Origin of the sequence: Ensifer sp. R-19, assembly GCF_049905105.1 — a bacterium.
Classification (GTDB): Bacteria; Pseudomonadota; Alphaproteobacteria; order Rhizobiales; family Rhizobiaceae; genus Ensifer.
In genome coordinates this window covers 2,375,247-2,396,217 of record NZ_CP184570.1, presented here as the reverse complement: position 1 = coordinate 2,396,217, position 20,971 = coordinate 2,375,247, and the positions used below count along the sequence as shown (strand labels likewise).

14 protein-coding genes and 3 pseudogenes are annotated in these 20,971 nt (G+C 61.2%); 10 read left to right on the top strand and 7 right to left on the bottom strand.

The window, feature by feature from the left end:
• Positions 1–124: 124 nt before the first annotated feature.
• From ACN9MO_RS30330 to msrA, 5 genes and pseudogenes are all read left to right on the top strand, one after another.
• On the top strand, positions 125–1,078 hold the full coding sequence (locus ACN9MO_RS30330) for a LysR family transcriptional regulator (protein ID WP_058327240.1): 954 nt from the start codon (positions 125–127) through the stop codon (positions 1,076–1,078).
• 265 nt (positions 1,079–1,343) lie between these two features.
• Positions 1,344–3,223 (top strand): annotated as a pseudogene (locus tag ACN9MO_RS30325) (dipeptide ABC transporter ATP-binding protein).
• Between the two features lie 40 nt (positions 3,224–3,263).
• Positions 3,264–4,490: an alanine racemase gene (locus ACN9MO_RS30320; RefSeq protein ID WP_112994877.1), complete on the top strand. Its 1,227-nt coding sequence runs from the start codon at positions 3,264–3,266 to the stop codon at positions 4,488–4,490.
• Positions 4,491–4,743: 253 nt separating this feature from the next.
• Positions 4,744–4,941: a hypothetical protein gene (locus ACN9MO_RS30315; protein WP_245296090.1), complete on the top strand. Its 198-nt coding sequence runs from the start codon at positions 4,744–4,746 to the stop codon at positions 4,939–4,941.
• A 224-nt stretch (positions 4,942–5,165) separates the two neighbouring features.
• Positions 5,166–5,672, top strand: a complete 507-nt coding sequence (gene msrA / locus ACN9MO_RS30310) for a peptide-methionine (S)-S-oxide reductase MsrA (RefSeq protein WP_058327197.1) — start codon at positions 5,166–5,168, stop codon at positions 5,670–5,672.
• 191 nt (positions 5,673–5,863) lie between these two features.
• Here the strand turns inward: msrA and ACN9MO_RS30305 are convergent, their stop codons facing one another.
• From ACN9MO_RS30305 to ACN9MO_RS30285, 5 genes are all read right to left on the bottom strand, one after another.
• On the bottom strand, positions 5,864–6,883 hold the full coding sequence (locus tag ACN9MO_RS30305) for a sulfate/molybdate ABC transporter ATP-binding protein (RefSeq protein ID WP_058327198.1): 1,020 nt from the start codon (positions 6,881–6,883) through the stop codon (positions 5,864–5,866).
• Positions 6,880–7,758 carry a sulfate ABC transporter permease subunit CysW gene (gene cysW, locus ACN9MO_RS30300; protein WP_058327199.1) on the bottom strand — a complete coding sequence of 293 codons (879 nt, stop codon included), beginning with the start codon at positions 7,756–7,758 and terminating at the stop codon, positions 6,880–6,882. Before cysW ends, ACN9MO_RS30305 begins: the two co-directional genes overlap by 4 nt.
• 2 nt (positions 7,759–7,760) lie before the next feature.
• On the bottom strand, positions 7,761–8,582 hold the full coding sequence (cysT, locus tag ACN9MO_RS30295; protein WP_112994878.1) for a sulfate ABC transporter permease subunit CysT: 822 nt from the start codon (positions 8,580–8,582) through the stop codon (positions 7,761–7,763).
• A gap of 84 nt (positions 8,583–8,666) precedes the next feature.
• Complete coding sequence (locus ACN9MO_RS30290; RefSeq protein WP_112994879.1) at positions 8,667–9,653, bottom strand: sulfate ABC transporter substrate-binding protein; 987 nt, start codon at positions 9,651–9,653, stop codon at positions 8,667–8,669.
• Positions 9,654–10,017: 364 nt separating this feature from the next.
• Positions 10,018–12,093, bottom strand: coding sequence for a carboxy terminal-processing peptidase (locus tag ACN9MO_RS30285; RefSeq protein ID WP_112994880.1), 2,076 nt, complete (start codon positions 12,091–12,093; stop codon positions 10,018–10,020).
• 220 nt (positions 12,094–12,313) lie between these two features.
• On the opposite strand from ACN9MO_RS30285, the gene ACN9MO_RS30280 reads away from it, so the two are divergent.
• A complete protein-coding gene (locus ACN9MO_RS30280) occupies positions 12,314–12,907 on the top strand; it encodes a GNAT family N-acetyltransferase (protein ID WP_112994881.1) in 594 nt (197 codons plus the stop codon).
• 338 nt (positions 12,908–13,245) lie between these two features.
• Complete coding sequence (locus ACN9MO_RS30275) at positions 13,246–14,619, top strand: enoyl ACP reductase FabMG family protein (protein ID WP_425987386.1); 1,374 nt, start codon at positions 13,246–13,248, stop codon at positions 14,617–14,619.
• 69 nt (positions 14,620–14,688) lie between these two features.
• On the opposite strand, the pseudogene selD reads toward ACN9MO_RS30275, so the two are convergent.
• Positions 14,689–15,171 (bottom strand): annotated as a pseudogene (gene selD / locus ACN9MO_RS30270) (selenide, water dikinase SelD); the annotation flags it as partial.
• 129 nt (positions 15,172–15,300) lie between these two features.
• Here selD and ACN9MO_RS30265 point away from each other — a divergent pair.
• The gene (locus tag ACN9MO_RS30265; RefSeq protein ID WP_112994883.1) at positions 15,301–17,403 is read left to right on the top strand and encodes an NAD(P)-binding protein; all 2,103 of its coding nucleotides are present in this window, start codon (positions 15,301–15,303) and stop codon (positions 17,401–17,403) included.
• 363 nt (positions 17,404–17,766) lie between these two features.
• Positions 17,767–18,163 (top strand): annotated as a pseudogene (locus ACN9MO_RS30260) (GFA family protein).
• 155 nt (positions 18,164–18,318) lie between these two features.
• On the opposite strand, the gene ACN9MO_RS30255 reads toward ACN9MO_RS30260, so the two are convergent.
• Positions 18,319–19,197: a LysR substrate-binding domain-containing protein gene (locus ACN9MO_RS30255; RefSeq protein WP_112994884.1), complete on the bottom strand. Its 879-nt coding sequence runs from the start codon at positions 19,195–19,197 to the stop codon at positions 18,319–18,321.
• A gap of 109 nt (positions 19,198–19,306) precedes the next feature.
• Between ACN9MO_RS30255 and ACN9MO_RS30250 the strand changes: the two genes are divergently transcribed.
• Positions 19,307–20,833, top strand: a complete 1,527-nt coding sequence (locus ACN9MO_RS30250; RefSeq protein ID WP_057249854.1) for an ABC transporter substrate-binding protein — start codon at positions 19,307–19,309, stop codon at positions 20,831–20,833.
• Positions 20,834–20,971: the final 138 nt, after the last annotated feature.

The following is a 20,971-nucleotide window of genomic DNA, read 5'->3' as shown; positions in this document are numbered from 1 at the left end:
CGTTGTTCCCATTTGGTGGAGGCGGAAGTTTTTCTTCTCGTTATGGGGGAGGCTAGAAGAGCCCTTGCACGTCTGTCCAATGTGTAATTAGGATAGACTATGCAAAACACGCATGAGGGCCAGCATGGAACTGCAATGGCTTGAAGATTTTCTGGAAATTGCCGCGACCAGGAATTTCTCGACGGCGGCGACTGCACGCAATATTTCGCAACCCGCCTTTAGTCGCCGCATCAAATCGCTTGAGAACTGGATCGGCGCGGACCTGATCAACCGCAGCACCTATCCCGTGCAATTGACGCGGGCCGGCACGATGTTCCTGCCGGGCTGCCAACGCCTCGTGCGCGAGGCCTACCGGCTACGCACCGATTGCCGCAATGTCGCCGGCGAGAGCTCGGCCATGCTGACGTTTACTTCGCTGCATACGCTGGCGATGTACTTCTTCCCGAAATGGATCGGCTCGCCGCTGATCTCGCGTTTGCCCCTTCGCACCAGCATGCATGCTGCCGACTTCCTTGAAAGCATCGATCACCTTTGCTCGGGCCAGTGCGATTTTGCCATCACCTATGTGCATCCCGATGGCCCGCCGGTATTGGAAGGCGGCCCGTTCGAATCCCTGCAGATCGGCAAGGACCGGCTCATCCTGGTGTCGGGAACCGACGAAAACGGCCGCCCGCTGTTCGACATCGACGTGTCCGAAACCACGGAAATCCCCTACCTCGCCTATTCCTGGAGCGACGGCTACATCGGCAAGCTGGCGACCTTGATCCAGTCGCGCTGGCGTCGCCCGCTCAATCTCAGCACTGTCTACCAGTCTGGCCTCGCCGACGGTCTGAAGCACATGGCCGTCGCCGGCCGCGGTGTCGCCTGGCTGCCGCAGATCTGCGTGGCGGAAGCGATGCGGCAGGGCCGCCTTGCCCAGATCGGCGGCCCACAGATGTCACTCGAAATGGAAATCCGGATCTTCAGACGCGCCGGTCCCGGCAGTCCTGACAGCGATGGGTTGTGGCAGCATCTCAAGCAGTGCGCGGCGCTGCCGCAGTACAAAAGTGGTTTCGATGTCGATATCGACGCCGCCTAGAGCGTCGTGGTGCCCGAATGCAGCGGATCGCCGCCTATGCGAAGACAGGCGGCTCAATGCATGAAACGCATAGTTTCGCCTGCCACATTCGTGACACATTGATTTCACTCGGTTTTGTGGCCTAGGCGGAAGGTCGTGGTGCAGCGCACAGGCCGTGGCGGTCCGCCTCACCGGGACGACCTGCCATTCAACCATATTGACAGGATGCAACCTCGTTGCGAGACCTGAGGACGCAACGTCCCCTCGCAATCGGGTCCATGTGCTGATGTCCCTGTCCAAATCCGCAACACCTGAACTGCCCGAGGATGTCATCCTTTCTGTGGAAGACCTTGAAGTCTGTTTCGCCGCCCACACTCGCGCCGAGCTGCGCGCGGTACGCGGTGTCTCCTTTCGCATAGCGCGCGGCGAGACCGTCGCGCTGGTCGGCGAATCCGGGTCCGGAAAATCGGTCACGGCGATGACGATCATGCGGCTGACCGAATATGACGGTGCGACCATCACCGGCGGGCGGGTGCTGATGCGCTTGAAGGACGGCACGGTCGCCGATCTCGCGACGCTGTCGGAAAAGCGCGTCGAAGCTCTTCGCGGCGCGGACATCTCGATCGTGTTCCAGGATCCGATGTCGAGCCTAAACCCGGTCTTTACCGTCGGCGACCAGATCGCCGAGGCGGTGATCTATCACCAGGGCAAGACGCCGGAAGAAGCGCGCCAGGTCGCGCTCAACACCCTCAAGCTCGTCCGCGTGCCCGATGCGGACCGCCGGCTCGACCAATATCCGCACCAGCTTTCCGGCGGCATGCGCCAGCGCGTCATGATCGCGATTGCCCTTGCCTGCCGCCCATCGCTGATGATCCTCGACGAGCCGACGACCGCGCTCGACGTGACCATTCAGGCGCAGATCCTCGATCTCGTTCGTGCCCTGCAGCGCGAAATCGGTATGTCAGTGCTGTTCATCACCCACGACATGGGCGTCGTCGCCGAAGTCGCCGACCGCGTCTGCGTCATGCTCAAGGGCGAAATCGTCGAAACCGGCTCAGTTTACGACATTTTCGCCAAACCGAAGCATGCTTATACACGCGCCCTGATTTCCGCCGTGCCACGCCTCGGCAGCATGGCCGACAAGGATGCGCCGGAAAAATTCCCGCTGCTGGTGTTTGAACCGGAGCAGCAACTCGCGGAGGCGACAGAATGAACGCGTCTGCGCAAATGACGGACGCCCGGCGCCCTCTCGTCTCGGTGCGCAACCTGGTCACGCGCTTCGACCTGAAGGCGGGGCTGTTCGGCCACGTCTCCGGCCGGGTGCATGCGGTGGAGAACGTCACCTTCGATATCTTTCCGGGCGAAACCCTGGCGCTGGTCGGTGAATCCGGTTGCGGCAAGTCGACGGTTGCCCGCTCGATCATGCAGCTCGATCGACCACGGTCGGGCTCTATCCGCTTCGATGGAACCGAGCTGATCGGCGCGCCGCGCCCCGTCCTCGCGAGATTTCGCCGCGAAGCCCAGATGGTCTTCCAGGATCCTTTCTCCTCGCTCAACCCGCGCATGACGATCGAGGAGTCGCTGATGGATCCGATGCGGGTTCACAAGCTGGGCTCGACGGAGGTCATGCGCGCCCGTGCCGCCGAGCTTCTGGCTAAGGTCGAGCTTTCGCCCGAGCACCTCGAGCGCTATCCGCATGCGTTTTCCGGCGGCCAGCGCCAGCGCATCTGTATCGCCCGCGCGCTCGCGCTCAACCCGCGTCTCATCGTCGCCGACGAGGCGGTTGCCTCGCTCGACGTGACGATCCAGGCGCAGGTCATCAATCTCTTGATGGACCTGCAGCGCGAAATGCAGATCGCGCTCCTCTTCATCAGCCACGATATGGCCGTGGTCGAACGCATCGCCCACCGCGTCGCCGTCATGTATCTCGGCGAGATCGTCGAGATCGGCGATCGCCGCTCGGTATTCGGCAACCCGCAGCACCCCTATACCCGCAAGCTGCTATCGACCGTTCCGATCGCTGACCCGACACGCCGCCCGGAAGGACGCCAGCCGATGTCCGACGAAATCCCGAGTGCGGTGCGTGGGCCGGACTTCGTGCCGCACGAACTGCCGATGCGGCAGATCTCATCGAGCCATTACGTGCGGCAGGTCGTAACCGGCTGACAACGGCCGCAATTTCCCGTCCAGATCAGAGTAACCCAACATGAGCACTTCCGAAGTGACGCAATCGGCTGCGAGCGCGGCCGGCATGGCGTCGGCAGACATCGACAACGGCGCAAACGAGGTGAAGGCCGAGGGCTTCCTGCGTCCAACGGCTGCCGAGCAACCGACGCCCTATATCGAAGTCGACGAGAGACGGCTTACGCGCAACATCAAGGGCATGCAGCAGCGCGCCGACGCGGCCGGCGTCACGATGTTTCCGCATGTGAAGACGCACAAGAGCCTCTACATCGCACGACAGCAGCTCGAGGCAGGCGCGCGCGGCATCACCGCATCCAAGCCCAGCGAGGCACTGATCTTCGCCGAAGCCGGGATCCCGTCGATCATCCTCGCCTATCCCATCGTCCGCGCCGCGTCACTCGATCGCCTGCTGCCTGTGGTAAAGGCACGGGGCGTCGAGCTGCGTACGATTGCGGCGAGCGAAACGGGTGTCGATGCGCTGTCGGAAGCCGCCAACCGACACGGCGTCGAGATCGGCGTGTTCCTCAAGGTCGACGTTGGCCTCGGTCGCGTCGGCCTCAAACCCAATGGTCCTGCAGCGCTCGATTTGTGCGCAAGGATCGCCGCCACCGACGGCCTGCGTTTTGCCGGCCTGCTTTCGCACGCAGGACATGCCTACGCGGCTTCCCAACCGCACGCCTTAGCCAAAATCGCCCGCGATGAGGCGACAGACCTCGTCAGTCTCGCCGACCGGCTTCGCGAGCGCGGAATCGCGGTCGACTGCATTTCCGTCGGCGCGACGCCGACTTGCCAGGGCGCGCCGCTGCCCCAGGAGGTCGACTGTATCCGGCCCGGCAATTACGTCTTTCTGGACGGCACCGCGCTCCGGCTTGGTATCTGCTCTGCCGACGACCTCGCGCTTTGCGTGGTCGCCCGCGTCGTTGCCTCCAACGACACTCACTTCGTCATTGACGCCGGCTCGAAGTCCATGAGCTCCGATCGCGGCGCGCATGGCATGGGTGGTGCAGGCTTCGGCACTGTCGTCAGCGCCGAAGGCGACGGCGAAACCGGTATGTGGACACTCGAACGACTGTCCGAAGAGCATGGTTTCGTTCCCTTCTCGGGACGTCCCCTGCCGCTCGGCAGTCGCGTGCGTGTGTTCCCCAACCACTCCTGCGCCTCGATCGCCAACTTTGACAGTTTCATCCTACGTCGCGTCGATGGTACCGCGCTCAGCCTCCCCGTGGATGCCCGCAGCGGCCAGACCTGACGAGCGTCACCGGCTTTACCAATCTCAACTCTCTCTCCCTCGCACTCCGGCCCCGGCTGCACATCGCCGGGAACCGTCCTCGTCTTGCAGCGTTTCTCGTTCCACCGGTGCTTTCGGACGCTGGACCGCACGAGAGAACCTGGATCGTACAGATCACAGGTTAGAGCAGAGGGTAAAAGACGATATGGGTTTGGTGCAACTCGGCCGGGCTCGCCTTGCGCTGGTGCTTCCACGGCATCGCGAACTCCTGCGCATGACAAAGAACCAACAGCTCTACGACCTTTACGAGGCCTATGCGCGCGAGTCGATGACCCTCGACAATCTGTTGCGGGAACTTCCGCGTCGCGAGAAGCAGGTATCCGAACATCAGCAAATCTGCCTGGACCTGCAGGCCGAAGTAGTAACGCTGCTGACGCGGCTCGCAGAGCCGCTCAAGCCGGGAGCGTTGTAGCATTCGGCCGCGACAGCCCCGGAGGCACCGTGCCCGACGCTTAACGCTTTTAAGCGACCCGGAAATAGTCTGTCCCAACTTCCAGCGCCTCAGCTCGGAATTCGCCCCGAAGGCCACCTGATCTGATCAAAACGAGTTCCTATATTACAGTTCCGTCGCCGGCGGTTCATTCCCCGTGAGTGGAGATGAGACCAAGGCGTATTTATCAACCGGAGGAATTCTGGATGACCAAGAGAGCTGTTCTGGCCGGTGGCTGTTTCTGGGGGATGCAAGACCTGATCCGCAGGCTTCCCGGCGTCACCGATACGCGCGTGGGTTACACCGGTGGCGACGTGCCCAATGCAACCTACCGCAATCACGGCACCCATGCCGAGGGCATCGAAATCCTCTTCGATCCGGAGAGGATCAGCTACAGGCGAATTCTGGAGGTCTTCTTCCAGATCCATGACCCGACCACGAAGAACCGCCAGGGCAATGACATTGGCATGTCCTATCGGTCGGCAATCTATTACGTCGATGACGAGCAGAAGCGAATTGCAGAAGATACCATCGCGGACGTGGAAGCATCAGGCCTGTGGCCAGGCAAGGTCGTGACCGAAGTGGAGCCCGTGGGAGATTTCTGGGAGGCCGAGCCGGAACACCAGGACTACTTGGAGCGCTATCCCAACGGCTACACCTGCCATTTCCCGCGCGCGAACTGGGTTCTGCCCCAGCGGTCGGCGGCGGAATGATCGCTCTACGTGGGGATGCTGGAAAGAACTTGGGCCCAACCGCGTAGGATGGGCTCTTGGCCGGGAACAGTCTCGCGCGTTGAGCTTACAGGTAGCGTTTCGCTCAAGGCGGAGAACCTTGATTCCTATTCGGGAAATTGCCGACAACGAGGGCAGTCGATAGGACAGCGGCGATGGTCGGCTTCAACCGCCTAGACGGGAAAGACCTTCGCACGGCGCAGCGTCACAAAACCATTTTCGCCGGATTTCACGGTCCGCTCCGCCTCCAGGTCGAGTTCCAGATGCACGCCGCTGCGGGTGGTCGCAATCACGCGGCGACCGCTAGGCCTGTCCATGACCCGGCTGATCGTGGCTGCGATGCCGCCCCCCTGCGGCACCCAGTCGAGATCACCCGGACGGGCGTAGAGTTCAGCCTTGCCATCTGCCAACCCCGCCGCCTCGATCACCGCGCCGTCGGCATAGGCCCTGCCGTCGCGCACTTCGGCAGAGAGCATGTTGGCATCGCCCAGGAACTTCATGACAAATGCCGACTTGGGGTCGCGGCAGACGGCTTCGGGTGTTCCCTGTTGAACGATGTGGCCATCCTTCAGGATCACGACGCGATCGGCTAGGTCGAGTGCCTCTTCCTGATCGTGGGTGACGAACAGCGTCGTGATGCCGAGCGTCGTATGGATCTCGCGCAGCCAGCGGCGTAGCTCTCGACGGACGTTCGCATCCAGGGCACCGAAAGGTTCATCGAGCAGGAGCACTTTCGGATCGACCGCCAGGGCGCGGGCAAGCGCAACGCGCTGGCGCTGCCCTCCGGAGATTTGCGCCGGAAACCGGTCGCCCAGCCCTTCGAGGCGCACCAGCCGCAAGAGTTCCGTCACCCGCGCCTGGATCACTGCCTTCTCGCGCTTGACCTTCGACACGTCCATGCCGAAGGCAATGTTCTCAGCCACGGTCATGTGCGGGAAAAGTGCATAGTGCTGGAACACGAAGCCGACGCCGCGGTCGCGCACCGGTATGTCGGTCGCATCCTGATCGCCGAAATAGATGTGGCCGCCATCGGCGAATTCGAGGCCCGCGACCATCCGCAGGATCGTCGTCTTGCCGGAACCGGACGGACCGAGCAACGCAACAAGCTCGCCGCTTTGAACCTCCAGGGAGACGTCCTTGACGGCGCGGAAGGTTTGGAAAGTCTTGACGACGTGGTCAAGGCGGATCTTCATGCTGTTTTCTCCGCAGGATTGACTGCCGGACGGACGCGGCCCGCCCCACGGCGCTCCAGCGCCACTTTGGCGATAATGGTGAAGACGGCGATGAGCGCCAGAATGGACGCCGACGCGAAGGCGCCTGCGGCCTGGTAGTCGTGGTAAAGCAACTCGATATGGAGCGGCAGCGTGTTGGTTTGACCACGGATATTGCCCGACACGACCGAAACCGCGCCGAACTCGCCCATTACGCGCGCATTGCAAAGGACGACACCATAGAGCAGCGCCCATTTGATGTTCGGCAGCGTGACCGAGAAGAAGGTACGCCAGCCGGATGCCCCGAGCGAGGTCGCCGCCTCTTCGAGGTCCCTGCCCTGGGACTGCATGAGCGGGATGAGTTCACGCGCCACGAACGGCGCCGTGACGAACATCGAGGCGAGAATGATGCCGGGGATGGCGAACAGGATCTTGATGCCATAGGCATCGAGCGTCGGCCCGAAAAGGCCCTGCAGGCCGTAGACGAAGAGGTAGGCGACGCCGGCTACAATCGGCGAGACCGAGAACGGGATCTCGATGACAACCAGCAGGAAGGCTTTGCCGCGGAAGTCGAATTTGGTGACGGCCCATGCCGCGGCAATGCCGAAGGCGGTGTTGACTGGCACCGCGACGAGGGCGGTAAGCACTGTCAACATGATCGCATGCCGGGTGTCGGGATGAAGGATCGTGTCGCGATAAACCTGCCATCCCTTGGCAAAGGCTTCGACGCCGATGATCAGCAGCGGGGCGAGAATGAGGAAGGCACCGAGGATAAGGACAATGCCTATCAATATGCGACGGAAGAATGGTCCGTCGCCGACCCGCGGCGGGGTACGTCCGGTTCTCATCGTTCCCATGGTCAGCCCCTTGCCGTGTAACGCAGCGCTCGCGCTTGCAGCCAATTGGTGAAGCCGAGCATGAGGAAAGCCGCAAGCAATAGGACGGACGCGATCGCGGCGGCGGCCTGATAATCGTACTCTTCCAGCCGAATGAAGATCAGCAGAGCGGTAATTTCGGTCGACATCGGCTGGTTGCCGGCAATGAAGATGATCGCGCCGAATTCGCCAAGGCTCCGGGCGAAGGAGAGCGACACACCTGCGAGAAGAGCCGGCGTGAGGAGCGGCAGGATGACCTTGCGGAAGATCGCCCAATCCGAGCCCCCGAGCGATTGAGCGGCCTCTTCCAGCGACGGGTCGAGATCCTCCAGGACCGGCTGCACCGTGCGCACGATGAAAGGCAGCGAAGTGAAGCACATGGCAATCATGATGCCGAGTGGGGTATAGGCGACCTTGATGCCGAAATCGCCGAGGATGGAGCCGAACACGCCGTTAGTCGTGAAGAGAGCCGTCAGCGAAATACCGGCGACCGCCGTGGGCAGTGCAAACGGCAGATCGACCATGGCGTCGACGATGCGTTTCCCCGGAAAACGATAGCGCACCAGGACCCAGGCAAGCGCCAGGCCGAAAAAGAGATTGAAGAAGGTCGCAGCAAGTGCAGCGAGCACGGTGACGCGATAGCTCGCGAGAGCCCGCGACGACGAGACAATCTGCCAGTAGTCAGCAGGGCCAAGGCTCGCCGCCTTGAACACGAGTGCTGCCAGCGGCAGGACGACGATCAAGCTCACATAGAGCAGCGTCACACCCAGCGACAGGCGTAATCCGGGCAAGACATTGCGTCTCAAGCGGTCATTTCCTTGTCATGTCATGGTGAAACCCGGCAAACGGATCGTCTGCCGGGCTGGCTGAAGGCGAGAGCCGCTTGACGATTAGCGGCTGCCGTAGAGCGTGTCCAAAACCCCGCCAGATGCGAAGTGCTCGCTCTGGATCTTGCTCCAGCCGCCAAAGACGTCGTCGACGTTGACGAGGCGGATTGCCGGGAACTTATCCTTGAATTCGCCAGCGACCTTGTCGTTGCGCACGCGGTGGCCGAACTCAGCGGCGATGCGCTGGCCTTCCTCGGTGTAGAGAAAATCGAGATAGGTTTTGGCAAGGGCTTCCGTGCCGTGTTTTTCGGCGACCTTGTCGACGACGGCAACCGGAAACTCCGCAAGCAGGCTGACGGACGGAATGACGCTCTCGACCTTGTCGGCACCATACTGCCTGACGATGCTGCGGGTCTCGGCCTCGAAGGTGATCAGAACATCACCGGTTTCGCGTTCGACAAAAGTTGTCGTGGAGGCACGACCGCCCGTATCGAATACGGGAACATTGTCGAAGATTTTGGTGATATAGGCCGCGATCTTTGCCTCGTCGCCCTCATAGGCCTCCTTGGCCCAGGCGTAAGCGGCAAGATAGGTGTAGCGGGCGTTGCCGGACGTTTTCGGATTGGGGAAGACCGCGTGAACATCGTCACGCGCGAGATCGGCCCAATCCTTGATGTTCTTGGGATTGCCGGTCCGCACCAGGAACGAGGGGAAGGAATAGAACGGTGAGGCATTGTTCGGGAAAGCCTTCGCCCAATCCTTGGCGACGAAACCGTTCTTGGCCAGGAACTCGATATCGGTGGTCTGGTTGAAGGTTACGACGTCGGCCTCAAGGCCTTCGAGGATCGAGCGCGCCTGCTTGGAGGTGCCCGCGTGCGCCTGGTCGATCGTCACGCCCGGATGCTGCTTGATGAACGCCTCGTTCTCAACAACGAAGAGCTCGCGCGAGACGTCGTAGGAAGCGTTGAGGAGTTTTGTGGGCTCCTCAGCCAGCGCGGGAGTCACGAAATGCGCGGCAAGGGCGGCGCCAAGAATGAGGAGGCGTTTCATGCAATTCTCCGGTGTTGACTTCCCCGAGAACCTACCGGTGGGCGTGCAATAGCGCGAGGGACCGAGCACTTTGGTTGCGCAACGCCTTAGAAATTCCGTCTAGTTTCCGCCACAGTTCGCGGAGTTTTTTGCCCGCAGGTCTTCAATTGGTCTGCCCGGACGCAATCACAGCGCAAAGCACCTGCCCCGTCGGCGATAACGCCAGCGGCGGGCCCGTCAGCTTTGCGCTCGAGAACGTATCTGAACCAAACCACAATTTGCAGTTGCAGAGAACGAAGACATGGTCGGACGCAGCGCGCACTTGGACGCGGGACGGGGTCTGATTAGTCCCCGTCCGTGCTTCCCTATCGCCCTGCGGTCGCCGTCAGCACGCCTTCCTGCAAACGGCCTCGTCGGCAAGAATGGCGGCGGCCTCGTTCAGCAGGACGTCCTTTGCATTCTTGCGGGCATTCTCAATGGCAATGTCGGCACTCAGGCTCCGCTCGTTTGCATTGAGGCCATCATCTCCGCCAGTGTCGTCGCCATCACCTGCTAGCGCGCGGGACTTCCGTCGTTTTTCCCGGTCGGTCTGTTCTTTGCGGCGTTCGGCTTCATTGAGGGAGATCTCCCCTTTCTCGCGCTGCGCTTTCACTTCCGCAATGTCTTTCAGCAGGCGCTGGAAGTCCGGATCGCTCTCAACCCGCACATCATGGCGGCTCTGCAGTTTCGGCAGCAACCTCATCACAGTGTCGGCGGGCGCATACTTCGCGGGCTTGATCTGCGCCCACGGCAAGGCATTGTCATAGCTGGTCTCGCCAAAGCTGGTCGGGTCGGAAAGTCCCGGCAGGCTGATATCAGGGGTCACGCCGCGCAGCTGCGTCGTGCCGCCATCGATCCGAAAAAACTGGGCGATCGTCACTTTCAGCTCACCGAATTCGGGCTTGCTGTTGCGAACCATCTCGTCAAGATTGACGACGGCTTGAACTGTGCCCTTGCCGAAACTGGGTTCGCCAATGATCACGCCTCGACCGTAATCCTGGATTGCCGCGGCAAAAATCTCCGAAGCCGACGCCGAGCCGCGATTGACCAAAACGCCCACGGCGCCTGTCCACACGGGCGCTGGAAAATCAGCGCTTCTTACGTCAACCTTGCCGTCGCTGCCGCGCTGCTGGACGACCGGACCATTGCCGATGAACAGGCCGGTCAAATCGATCGCCTCGTCCAGTGAGCCGCCGCCATTGTTGCGCACGTCGATAAGAACGCTGTCGACTTTTTCCCGCTTGAGTTCGTCGAGAAGTTTTCGCACGTCGCGGCTCGCGCTACGGTAGTCCTTGTCGCCTTTGCGCCGGGCTTCAAAATCCTCGTAGAATGCCGGCAGTGTAATCACGCCGATCTTACGCTCGGCGTCGCCCACTTTCACAGTGAGTACGGTCTTCTGCGCAGCCTGCTTTTCGAGGCTGATCTTATCGCGCACCAGGGTGACGACGCGATGCGTGGCATCCGCCCCGGCATCTGCTGGCAGGATGTCCAAGCGCACGACGGAGCCCTTCTTCCCGCGTATCAATTGCACGACTTCATCCAGGCGGGTGCCAACCACTTCTTTTATCGCACCGCCCTTGCCCTGACCAACACCGGTAATGCGGTCTCCGACCGCAAGCTTGCCGGACAGCTGCGCCGGCCCGCCGGGCACGAGTTCACGAATCGTCGTGTAGTCGTCGCGCTCCTGCAGCACCGCACCGATACCAACCAGCGAAAGCTTCATGGCGATGTTGAAATCGGCCGAAGCGCTCGCGCCGAAGTAATCCGTGTGCGGGTCGACCGACGTCGTGTAGGCGTTCATGAACGACTGGAAAACGTCATCGCTTTTGTACTTGTAGGCGCGATCGAGAGCGTTTGTATATCGCTTGGTGAGCGTTTCGCGAATGGCTGCGTCGGTCTTGCCGCCCAGCTTCAAACGCAACCAGTCGCTTTTTACGCGCTTGCGCCAAAGGTCATTGCTCTCGGCTTCCGACTGCGGCCAAGGCGCGTTTTCGCGCAGTACGGGATAGCTTTCCTGCTCGCTGAAATCGAAGTCCTGCTTAAGCAAGTCGCGCGCGTAGTTCATGCGGTCGACAACGCGCTTACCGTACACGTTGAAGATTTCAAACGGGATCTTCAAATTCTTCCGCCGGATGGCATCGTCGATCTCGCTGCGGTCGGACATGAACCCGTCGATATCCGCCTGCAGGAAAAGTACGCGATCCGGATCGAGGGATTTGATGAACCGATCCATGATCTTGGCGGACAAGGCGTCGTCGAGTTGAACCGGCTTGTAGCTGAAACGCGAGAGAAATTTTGCACTCAACTGCGCCGCTTGTGCCTGTTGCTTCAGTGGCTCCAAAACAGGCGGTGGGGCGACTTCAGCATAGGCGGACTGTACGATTGCAAGAAATGCACCAAGGAAGACGTATGATATGCGCATTCAGCGTTGATCCAATTCTTAATGCCGAGTGTCGATGCCAATCTAGGTGAAGCAATTATGGTTTTTTGGCAACCGGGTGGATCATGCGCGGCAGTTCTTACGACCGAATGACCGCTCAATCGACGGCGAGGTCAATCACGCCGCCGTCAGAATGACCTCCACGTCATCAGAAAAACCTCATATGATAGCCGTCCGCCCACAAGCTTTCCGGAGGATCCAGATGATCCGGCTCGAACCACCGCTACGAGTTGCAAGCGAGGCAGATGCGAAGGCGTTGGCCGATCTCGTCAACTTCGCGGGCGAGGGTTTGCCCCTGTACATCTGGGAGGGGCTTGCAAAGGACGGGCAAGATCCATGGGACGTTGGTCGCGTCCGACAAATGCAAAGGGTGCGCGAAGGCCAGATTGTGGTTGTGGATTTCGGGGATGGCGCCGTAGCAAGCCTGACTGGTTACCCGATTGGATCGGAGCCCGACCCAATTGCCGATGATTTCCCCGCCCTGTTCCGGCCGCTGCAAGAACTGGAAAACAAGGCACTCGACAGCTGGTATGTCAATGTACTGGCCTGCTATCCCGAGTACCGAGGGCAAGGGCTTGGCTCACGCCTGCTCGGTCTGGCAGAAGACATAGCGCGGGATCAGGCGCTCCGTCGGATGAGCGTCATCGTCGCCGACAACAATGTGGGTGCCAGACGACTGTACGAGCGCAGCGGCTACGAGCAAGTGGCAACGCTCGCCTGTGTCCGGGAAGGCTGGAAGGGCGATACGGAAAATTGGGTGCTTCTGATGAAATCGCTTCGTCCATCGGATGGCTGATGAGTCCTACTGCCCTCGGGCTCGGTACATTCCGCGCTGCGGTCATGAGACCCAACAAGGCACCTAATCGATACGCTAATATCGTCGCGCCACACGCGCTGAGCCGCAACAGATCGCATCCCGAATCGCGCCGGCGCGACCGTGAGTTCCCTCTCTCGTGTGGTCAATCCGAGGGGTCTTGACCCGCTTTTCTGGTGCCCGCCTCCATTAAGCGAGTTCACGTTTTGAAATGAACGGTCACGCAATATGACTTCCTATTCTAGACCAATGTGGTCATGTGACGCTCAAAGTTCGTCCGAGTCACCCCTCGACGACTAACGGACCAAAGAGCTGACAGTATGGAAAACCCGATCGCATTGAACCGTCTTGCCGAAAACAGCGTCTTTCGCAAAGGAGATGTTTTCGTCCTCTTCGGCGAACTGTTCGGTCGCGGATACGCGACTGGCCTGCTCGACGAAGCCCGGCGGGCTGGTATGGAAATCGTGGGGATCACGGTCGGACGGCGCGATGAGAACAACGCGCTGCGGCCTCTGGACGCCGAGGAACTCGCCGCCGCCGAAGAGCGGCTGGGCGGCAAGATCATCAACATCCCTCTGATGGCGGGCTTCGATCTCGACGCTCCGGCCGGCGGCCCAACTGCGACCGATATTCTCGCGGACATGACGCTGGAGAGCTGGCAGGACGACAAGCTCGACTGGGACTACATCAAACAGTGCCGGGACATCGCCACCGCGCGGTTCACGAATGCGCTCAAGGAGGTCATGGCCGCTCTCGACGGAATGATCGCCGACGGCCGCAACGTCTTTTTCGCCCATACAATGGCCGGGGGCATCCCGAAGGCGAAGGTCTTCCTGGTTATTGCCAATCGAATCTACAAGGGTCGTGGTGCCCGCCACATGTCGTCGCAAGCCCTGCTCGACAGCGATATGGGCAAGCTCATCCTGCAGAATTTCGACGAAGTCTCCGCAATCACGTTCCGACATCTCATCGACTACAGCACGGCGATCCGGGAGCGCATCGAGGCATCGGGCGGTCAGGTTCGCTATACGGCCTATGGTTACCATGGAACGGCCGTCCTGATTGACGGCAGCTACCGTTGGCAGACCTACACCAACTACACGCAAGGCTACGCCAAGATGCGGCTCGAAGGCATCGCGCAGGATGCCTGGACCGCGGGTATCAAGGCGACCGTCTATAACTGCCCCGAAATCCGGACCAATTCGTCCGACGTCTTCACCGGCATCGAGCTCCCACTGATACCGCTTCTGCTTGCGTTGAAGAAAGAGAACGGCGGCCAATGGGCAGAGTACCAGTGGCAGGCCTGCCAGCAGCTTCTGGCCGACGGCCTCACGATGAAGGATGTGTTCCAGAAAATTACCGACATGCAGGCCAATGAAGTCATGCGTCCGTTTTACGACTTCTCGGCGTGGCCCATGGCGAACAGCCAAGCGCAGTCCGATCTGACAATCGGCACGTCCAACGAAATCACGCAGATGCACCGCGACGGCAAGGTCATGATCAGCGACCACCTGAGTGCTCTGGTGGTGGAGGCGACGGGGCAACTCATCTTCGGCGCGTCGTCAGAACCGTCCGGTCCCATCCAGTGGCTCAACCACGATATCGTGGCGCGCCGGCTCAACGCTTCCCACATGCAATGGGAATCGCCGTCGATCGCTGAAGGGGCGAAAGACTCTCAGCTCGAAGTGGCCTGAAGGCGTCCCGCCCGCATGCGCGGTCAACAACGCGCGCTGCGCGACCACCAACTCCGCAGTCCCCGTCACGACCTCCCCGATTACGGCCGCCTCAAAGCCATGCTTGCGGAAGACGTCGAGCACTTCCGGCGCGGACGATCGCGAGCAGGCGACGAGCAGACCGCCGCTTGTCTGCGGATCGCATAGCAGCGCCTTGTCGATCGTTCCCATCTCGCGAGAAAAGACGACCTCCTGCCCGTAACACGCCCAATTGCGGCCCGCGGCACCCGTGATGAAGCCCGCACCGGCGAGGTCGCGGGCTCCCTCCAGCAAGGGCACAGCGGACCAGTCGATCCGCAGTTGACAGCCCGAGCCGCGCGCCATTTCGAGAGCGTGACCGGCAAGGCCAAAGCCCGTCACATCGGCCATGGCGTGGACATCGGCAAGACGCGCGAGATCCGGTCCGGGCGTGTTGAGGCGGGTCGTGCTCTCGATCACGCGGGCGTAGCCGGCCTCGTCGAGCGCACCCTTTTTTAAAGCGGCGGAAAAGATGATGACGCAGCGCAATGACATCAAAACAATTTCCCATGGAAGAAACTATACAATCGTATAGCAATGGTCTTGCGACGCGGCCGCGCCCGGTTATTCTGGGCTTCGGCGGCCCCGGCCGCCTCAATCGAAATTCTAATCGTGGTAGTAGCGATGTCCCGAGACCCCCGCTTCGATATTCTCTTCGAACCCGTCAAGATCGGCCCGGTCACGGCGCGTAACCGCTTCTATCAAGTGCCGCACTGTTCCGGCATGGGGTACCGTTATCCCAACGCAGAGGCCCACCTGCGCGGCATGAAAGCCGAAGGTGGCTGGGCGGTCGTCTCCACCCAGGAAGCGGAAATCCATCCAACCTCGGACCTGACGCCGGCCAACGAAGCGCGTCTTTGGGACGAGGGCGACCTGCCCGCGCTCTCGGCCGTCACCGAGCGCATCCATCACCATGGCAGCCTGGCGGCCATCCAGCTCGTGCATAATGGCCTGCATGTCGCCAACCGCTTCAGCCGGATGATCCCGCTTGCCCCGTCGCATGCCATCAGCGACAGCCTCGACCCCGTCCAGGCGCGTGCGATGGACAAGGCCGACATCGCCGACATGCGCCGCTGGTATCGCAATGCCGCGTTGCGTGCCAAGAGGGCCGGTTTCGACATCGTCTATGTCTATGCCGGCCACGACATGAGCGTGCTGCAGCACTTCCTTTCGCGCCGCCACAATGATCGCAGCGACGAATATGGCGGCTCCTTCGAAAACCGGCTGCGGCTTTTCCGGGAGATTCTGGAGGATACCCGCGAGGCGATCGGCGATACCTGCGCACTCGCCGTGCGCCTCGCAGTCGACGAACTGATGGGCCCATCCGGTATTACCAGCGAAGGAGAAGGCAAGGACATCATCTCGGCGCTCGCCGATCTTCCCGACCTATGGGACGTCAACCTATCCGACTGGTCCAACGACAGCCAGACGGCCCGCTTTTCCGAGGAAGGCTACCAGGAGCCCTATATCCGCTTCGTCAAATCCGTCACGACCAAGCCGGTGGTCGGCGTTGGGCGCTATACCTCACCGGACAGCATGGTGCGGGTGATCCGCCAGGGTATTCTCGACTTCATCGGCGCGGCACGCCCGTCGATCGCCGATCCCTACCTGCCGAAAAAAATCGAGGAGGGACGCATCGACGACATCCGCGAATGTATCGGCTGCAACATCTGCACTTCCGGCGACAATACCAACGTGCCGATGCGCTGTACGCAGAATCCGACAATCGGCGAAGAATGGCGCAAGGGCTGGCACCCGGAGATTATCGCATCCTCACCGGCGCCTGAGCCGGCGCTCATCATCGGTGGCGGCCCGGCGGGTCTTGAGGCGTCGCGTGCTCTTGCCCAACGCGGCGTCGACGTCGTACTCGCCGAGGCGGGCGGAGAATGGGGCGGACGGGTCGCGCGCGAATGCCGTTTGCCAGGGCTTTCGACCTGGGGGCGCGTGCGCGACTGGCGCGTCGGCCAGCTGAGCACGCAGGTGAATGCCCAACTCTACCTGCACAGCCCGCTGAGCGCCGAAGACGTTCTGCAATACGGCATGCCTCATGTGGCGATTGCCACCGGCGCGAACTGGCGATGCGACGGCGTCGGCCGCACCCACCGCTTGCCCCTGGAATTCCTTTCGGAAGGCGCCCTCGTTTCGCCCGACGCCCTTCTTGTCGACGGCACCGCGGCCGTGTCCGTCGACGGTCCGGTCGTAATCTTCGATGACGATTGCTTCTATATGGGCAGCGTGCTTGCTGAAATGCTCGCCAGGGCTGGCCGGGCCGTGACCTTCGTGACGCCCGAAGCCCAGGTTGCGCCGTGGAGCAAGAACACGCTGGAACAGGGACGGGTGCAAAGACGTCTCATCGAACTCGGCGTGGATATCATTCCTGCCATGGCGCTTGCCGGGCGCACGAAGGACCGGCTTGAGGTTTCCTGCGTCTATAGCGGAAAGACGCGGCAAATCGACTGCGCCACACTCGTCCCGGTCACGGCGCGGCTGCCCGATGAAACCTTGTGGCATGACCTGAAAGCACGGGAAGCGGAATGGGCAGATGCGGGGATCAAGACTGTTGTCCGGCTAGGCGACTGTTTGGCGCCCGGCTTGATCGCCGCCGCCGTCTATTCGGGTCACGAATATGCCCGAACCTACCAGGAGCAGATCGACAGGGATCGCCCTCCTTTCCTGCGCGAAGACATAGCAGTGCTTCACGACAGGTTGGGTGGCTGGAACCGATAGCGGGCGCGCCGGTGCGCGTTGCGTCAGCACAACCATCGCATTAGGGATCGACGTTCGAGTTGCAAGCGCGCGCCTGCTTGCGCGCGCCTTCACGATCCGGCTGAGCTCTGGGAACCTACGGTCACTTGAGTGGTGGTGAACGGTTCGCCATCCATGCGCAGATAACCGAAGGGTATCGTCCATACGTCCCTCGTATGGTTGCCCCCTGGACCTTGGAATGTCGCGCACTACTTCGTCACTTTGGCACGCCTGATATAGTATCGGGCCTCGCCCCTCCGCATTCTCGGCCGCAAGGATCTGCGGCTCGGAACTGCGCCCCCCTCAATCCAACGTATTTTCACCACGCAAGCGGAAGGACTTTCCATGGCCACTGCCCAATGCACCTGTGGCGCTCTTAGACTGACGTTTGGCGAACCGCCGCAATTGACCGCGCTGTGTCACTGCTTGGCTTGCCAACGAAGAACTGGCGCGCCATTCAGCGCCAACGCGTTTTACTCTGTCGACTGCATCGAGATTTCCGGAGCGTCTACGGAATTCGTTCGCACTGCTGACAGCGGGCGCAAGGTACGAATGCATTTTTGCCCAACATGCGGTTCTACCGTCTTTTGGAAGGCCGAGGCCGCACCGTCCTGGATGCTCATTTGCCGACCCGATCTTCGCGCCACCGGCCCTGTCAGTGTTCGAACAGTCGAAGCACAAGTGGGTGCAGCTTGACGAGAAGGTCAGGCATTTCAAAGGCCTACCGACCGGCCAAGATTAGTGGCGCGCTGACGAGAGTGTCGAGGTGCGCGTGAGAGCGAGCATGGACCATATCGGAAAAAACGCTTTCCGCTTCATAGCTGTTGGATCGCAAGCCACCGGGAAACGCCCAGCCTGTAGCGTGACGGTTGCGAGCCTCTTGCCCCCGCGTCACCGTCAGACTTGGCTTTGGATCCACTGCAGGAACTTGCGGATCGCCTTCTCGCTCGCGCGCCGCTCCAGGTGCACGAGATACCATCCGCCCGGTTGCATGACATCCGAGACCAGCGGGGCAACGAGCGTGCCGTTGGCAATGTCTCCCTCGACCAAAAACTGCGGCACGACCACCACACCTTGTCCATTGGCGGCCGCCTCTATCGCGAGCAGATTGCTATCGAAAAGCGGCGAGGATTTTTGGGAGAGGCCGGTCGCTCCCACGCTGGCCGCCCAAGTTGCGGCATCCTCCGCTGTCCCGCTGACCGACAGAAACGAGAAATGCCTGAGGTCTTCGGGCGACTTGATGACCTTGGCGATGGCCGGTGAGCAGACGCCGACGAGGCGTTCGCGGCGAAGCAGAGTGTATGCAAGGTTCGCGCGGTTCGGCGCCCGCGTGTAGATGAAGCCGATATCGGCGCGGTCGGAGTTGAACTCCCAATCGAGTAGGCTTGCGTCGAGATTGACGGCAATCTCGGGCGAGGCCTCCTTGAAGGTCTGCAGGCGCGGTATCAGCCATCGGACGGCGACGGTGACATAGACCTGTACGGTTAGCGAGGCCGGCGTGTTCGTTTGGCGGATGAGGTCGGTGGCGAGCGCAATCTTGTCGAGCGCATCCTGCACGACGGGAAAGTAGACCGCTCCGTCCCGGCTCAGTTCCACACGACCGGGAAGCCTGAGAAACAACGGAGTGCCGAGATTGCGCTCGAGCGAAGCCACCTGGTGGCTGATTGCCGATTGCGTGACGCGCAACTCTTCTGCCGCCGCCTTGAAACTCACCAGCCGCGCCGCGGCTTCGAACGCCCGCAGCGTCGTCAAGGGAGGCAGTGTGCGGCGGACCATGCTCTCAAACCCACATGAATTTTGCTCATGTAGACGTTAATTCTAATCGTTTGCAACCAGCCGTCCCCATTTTCATACTCCCTAAATAATCCAAAAATGGGGAACCGAAATGAAACGGGATCTTATGAAAACCACGGCGCTTGCCGTGGCCATGGCCGGCTGTTCGCTTTTCGCAACCGCCGCATCCGCTCAGCAGGCTTGCGTGCGCGTGCTCGGTTATGAATCCGACGGCGAGAAACAGACGATGGACCCGGCGGCCCTCATCGGCACCGACAGCGTCTACCACATCCGTTCGGTCTACGAACCGCTTGTCGATCGCAGCAACACGATGCAGCCCGTGCCTGTGCTGGCCGAATCCTGGCAGTCCAATGCCGATGCCACAGAATGGACGTTTCACCTGCGCAAAGGCGTAAAGTTCCACGACGGTTCCGACTTCGATGCCAAGGATGTTGTCTATTCCTATCGCCGCCTGCTTGATCCGGCGATCTCGCCCGGCGGCTTTTCGACCCTCGCTTTCCTCGATGCGAACGGCATCACGGCGGTCGGCGATCACACCGTGCTCTTCAAGGTGAAGGAGCCGGTCGTCGAACTGCCGATGTTGATCGCAACCAAATATGCATTGATGGTTCCGGATGGCGCCAAGTCCGAGGATCTACGCACCAAAGGCAACGGCACCGGCCCCTTCCTGCAAGAGACCTTCACCATCAATGGCGCGGTCCGCGTGATGCGGCGCAATCCGAACTATTGGCGTACCGGCCTGCCGAAGGCAGAGTGCCTGGAGATCACCACCAGCCTCGAATCCACCTCACGGCTTTCCGCACTTCTTTCCGGCACCGTCGACCTTTCCCTGACTGTGGATCCCCCGAGCCTGATTACGCTCAAGGACAATCCCGCGGTCGAGCTCGTTGCAACACCTGGCGCAACCTCGCTTTACCTCGCCGTCTGGACCGACACGCCGCCCTTCGACGACGTCAAGGTGCGCGAAGCTCTGCGGCTGGTGATGGACCGGCAGAAGATCCTCGATACCGTACTGCTCGGCTATGGCGAGGTTGGCGGAGATACGCCGATCCCGCTGTCGTCGCCGCTCGGCCTCGGTGTGCCTGCAAAGGCGGCGAATGTCGAGAAGGCCAAGGCCCTGCTCTCCGAAGCCGGCCACCCTGACGGTATCGACTTCGATCTCTACACGTCGGATTCCTACCCGGGCATGATGCTGCTGGCGCAGGTCTATGCCCAGATGGCCGCGGAAGCCGGCATCCGCGTCAATGTCATCACGTCACCGGCCGAAGGATACTGGGATACGGTCTGGCTGAAGAAGCCGGCGGTCATCTCCTACACCAGCGCCCGGCCGCCGGCGGAAGCCCTGACGCTCTCACTGAACAGCAAGTCCGAATGGAACGAGACGCACTGGAAGCGAGACGATTTCGATGCGCTCGTTGTCAAGGCCGGCCAGACGGCGGACGAAGCGGAGCGCAATAAGCTCTATCGCGACGCCCAACGCATCGTCGCCGATGAAGGCGGCATGATCCTGCCGGTCTTCACCTCGGTCGTGGCGGGCTTGCGCAAAGGCTGCTCGGGCTACCGGCCGAATGTCGATGTGAACCGCATCGACTATGCGGAACTGACCTGCGGCGACTAGAGCATCCCGCTCTCAAGTGGAATCACTTGAGGCGGAAAGATGCTCTGGAATCAAAGTACTAGAGCGTCCTTCGTGCGTTCAGCTGAACGCACGGCGCTCTAGAGCCGCCCTCCCACCTCTGAACACAACCCATCCACG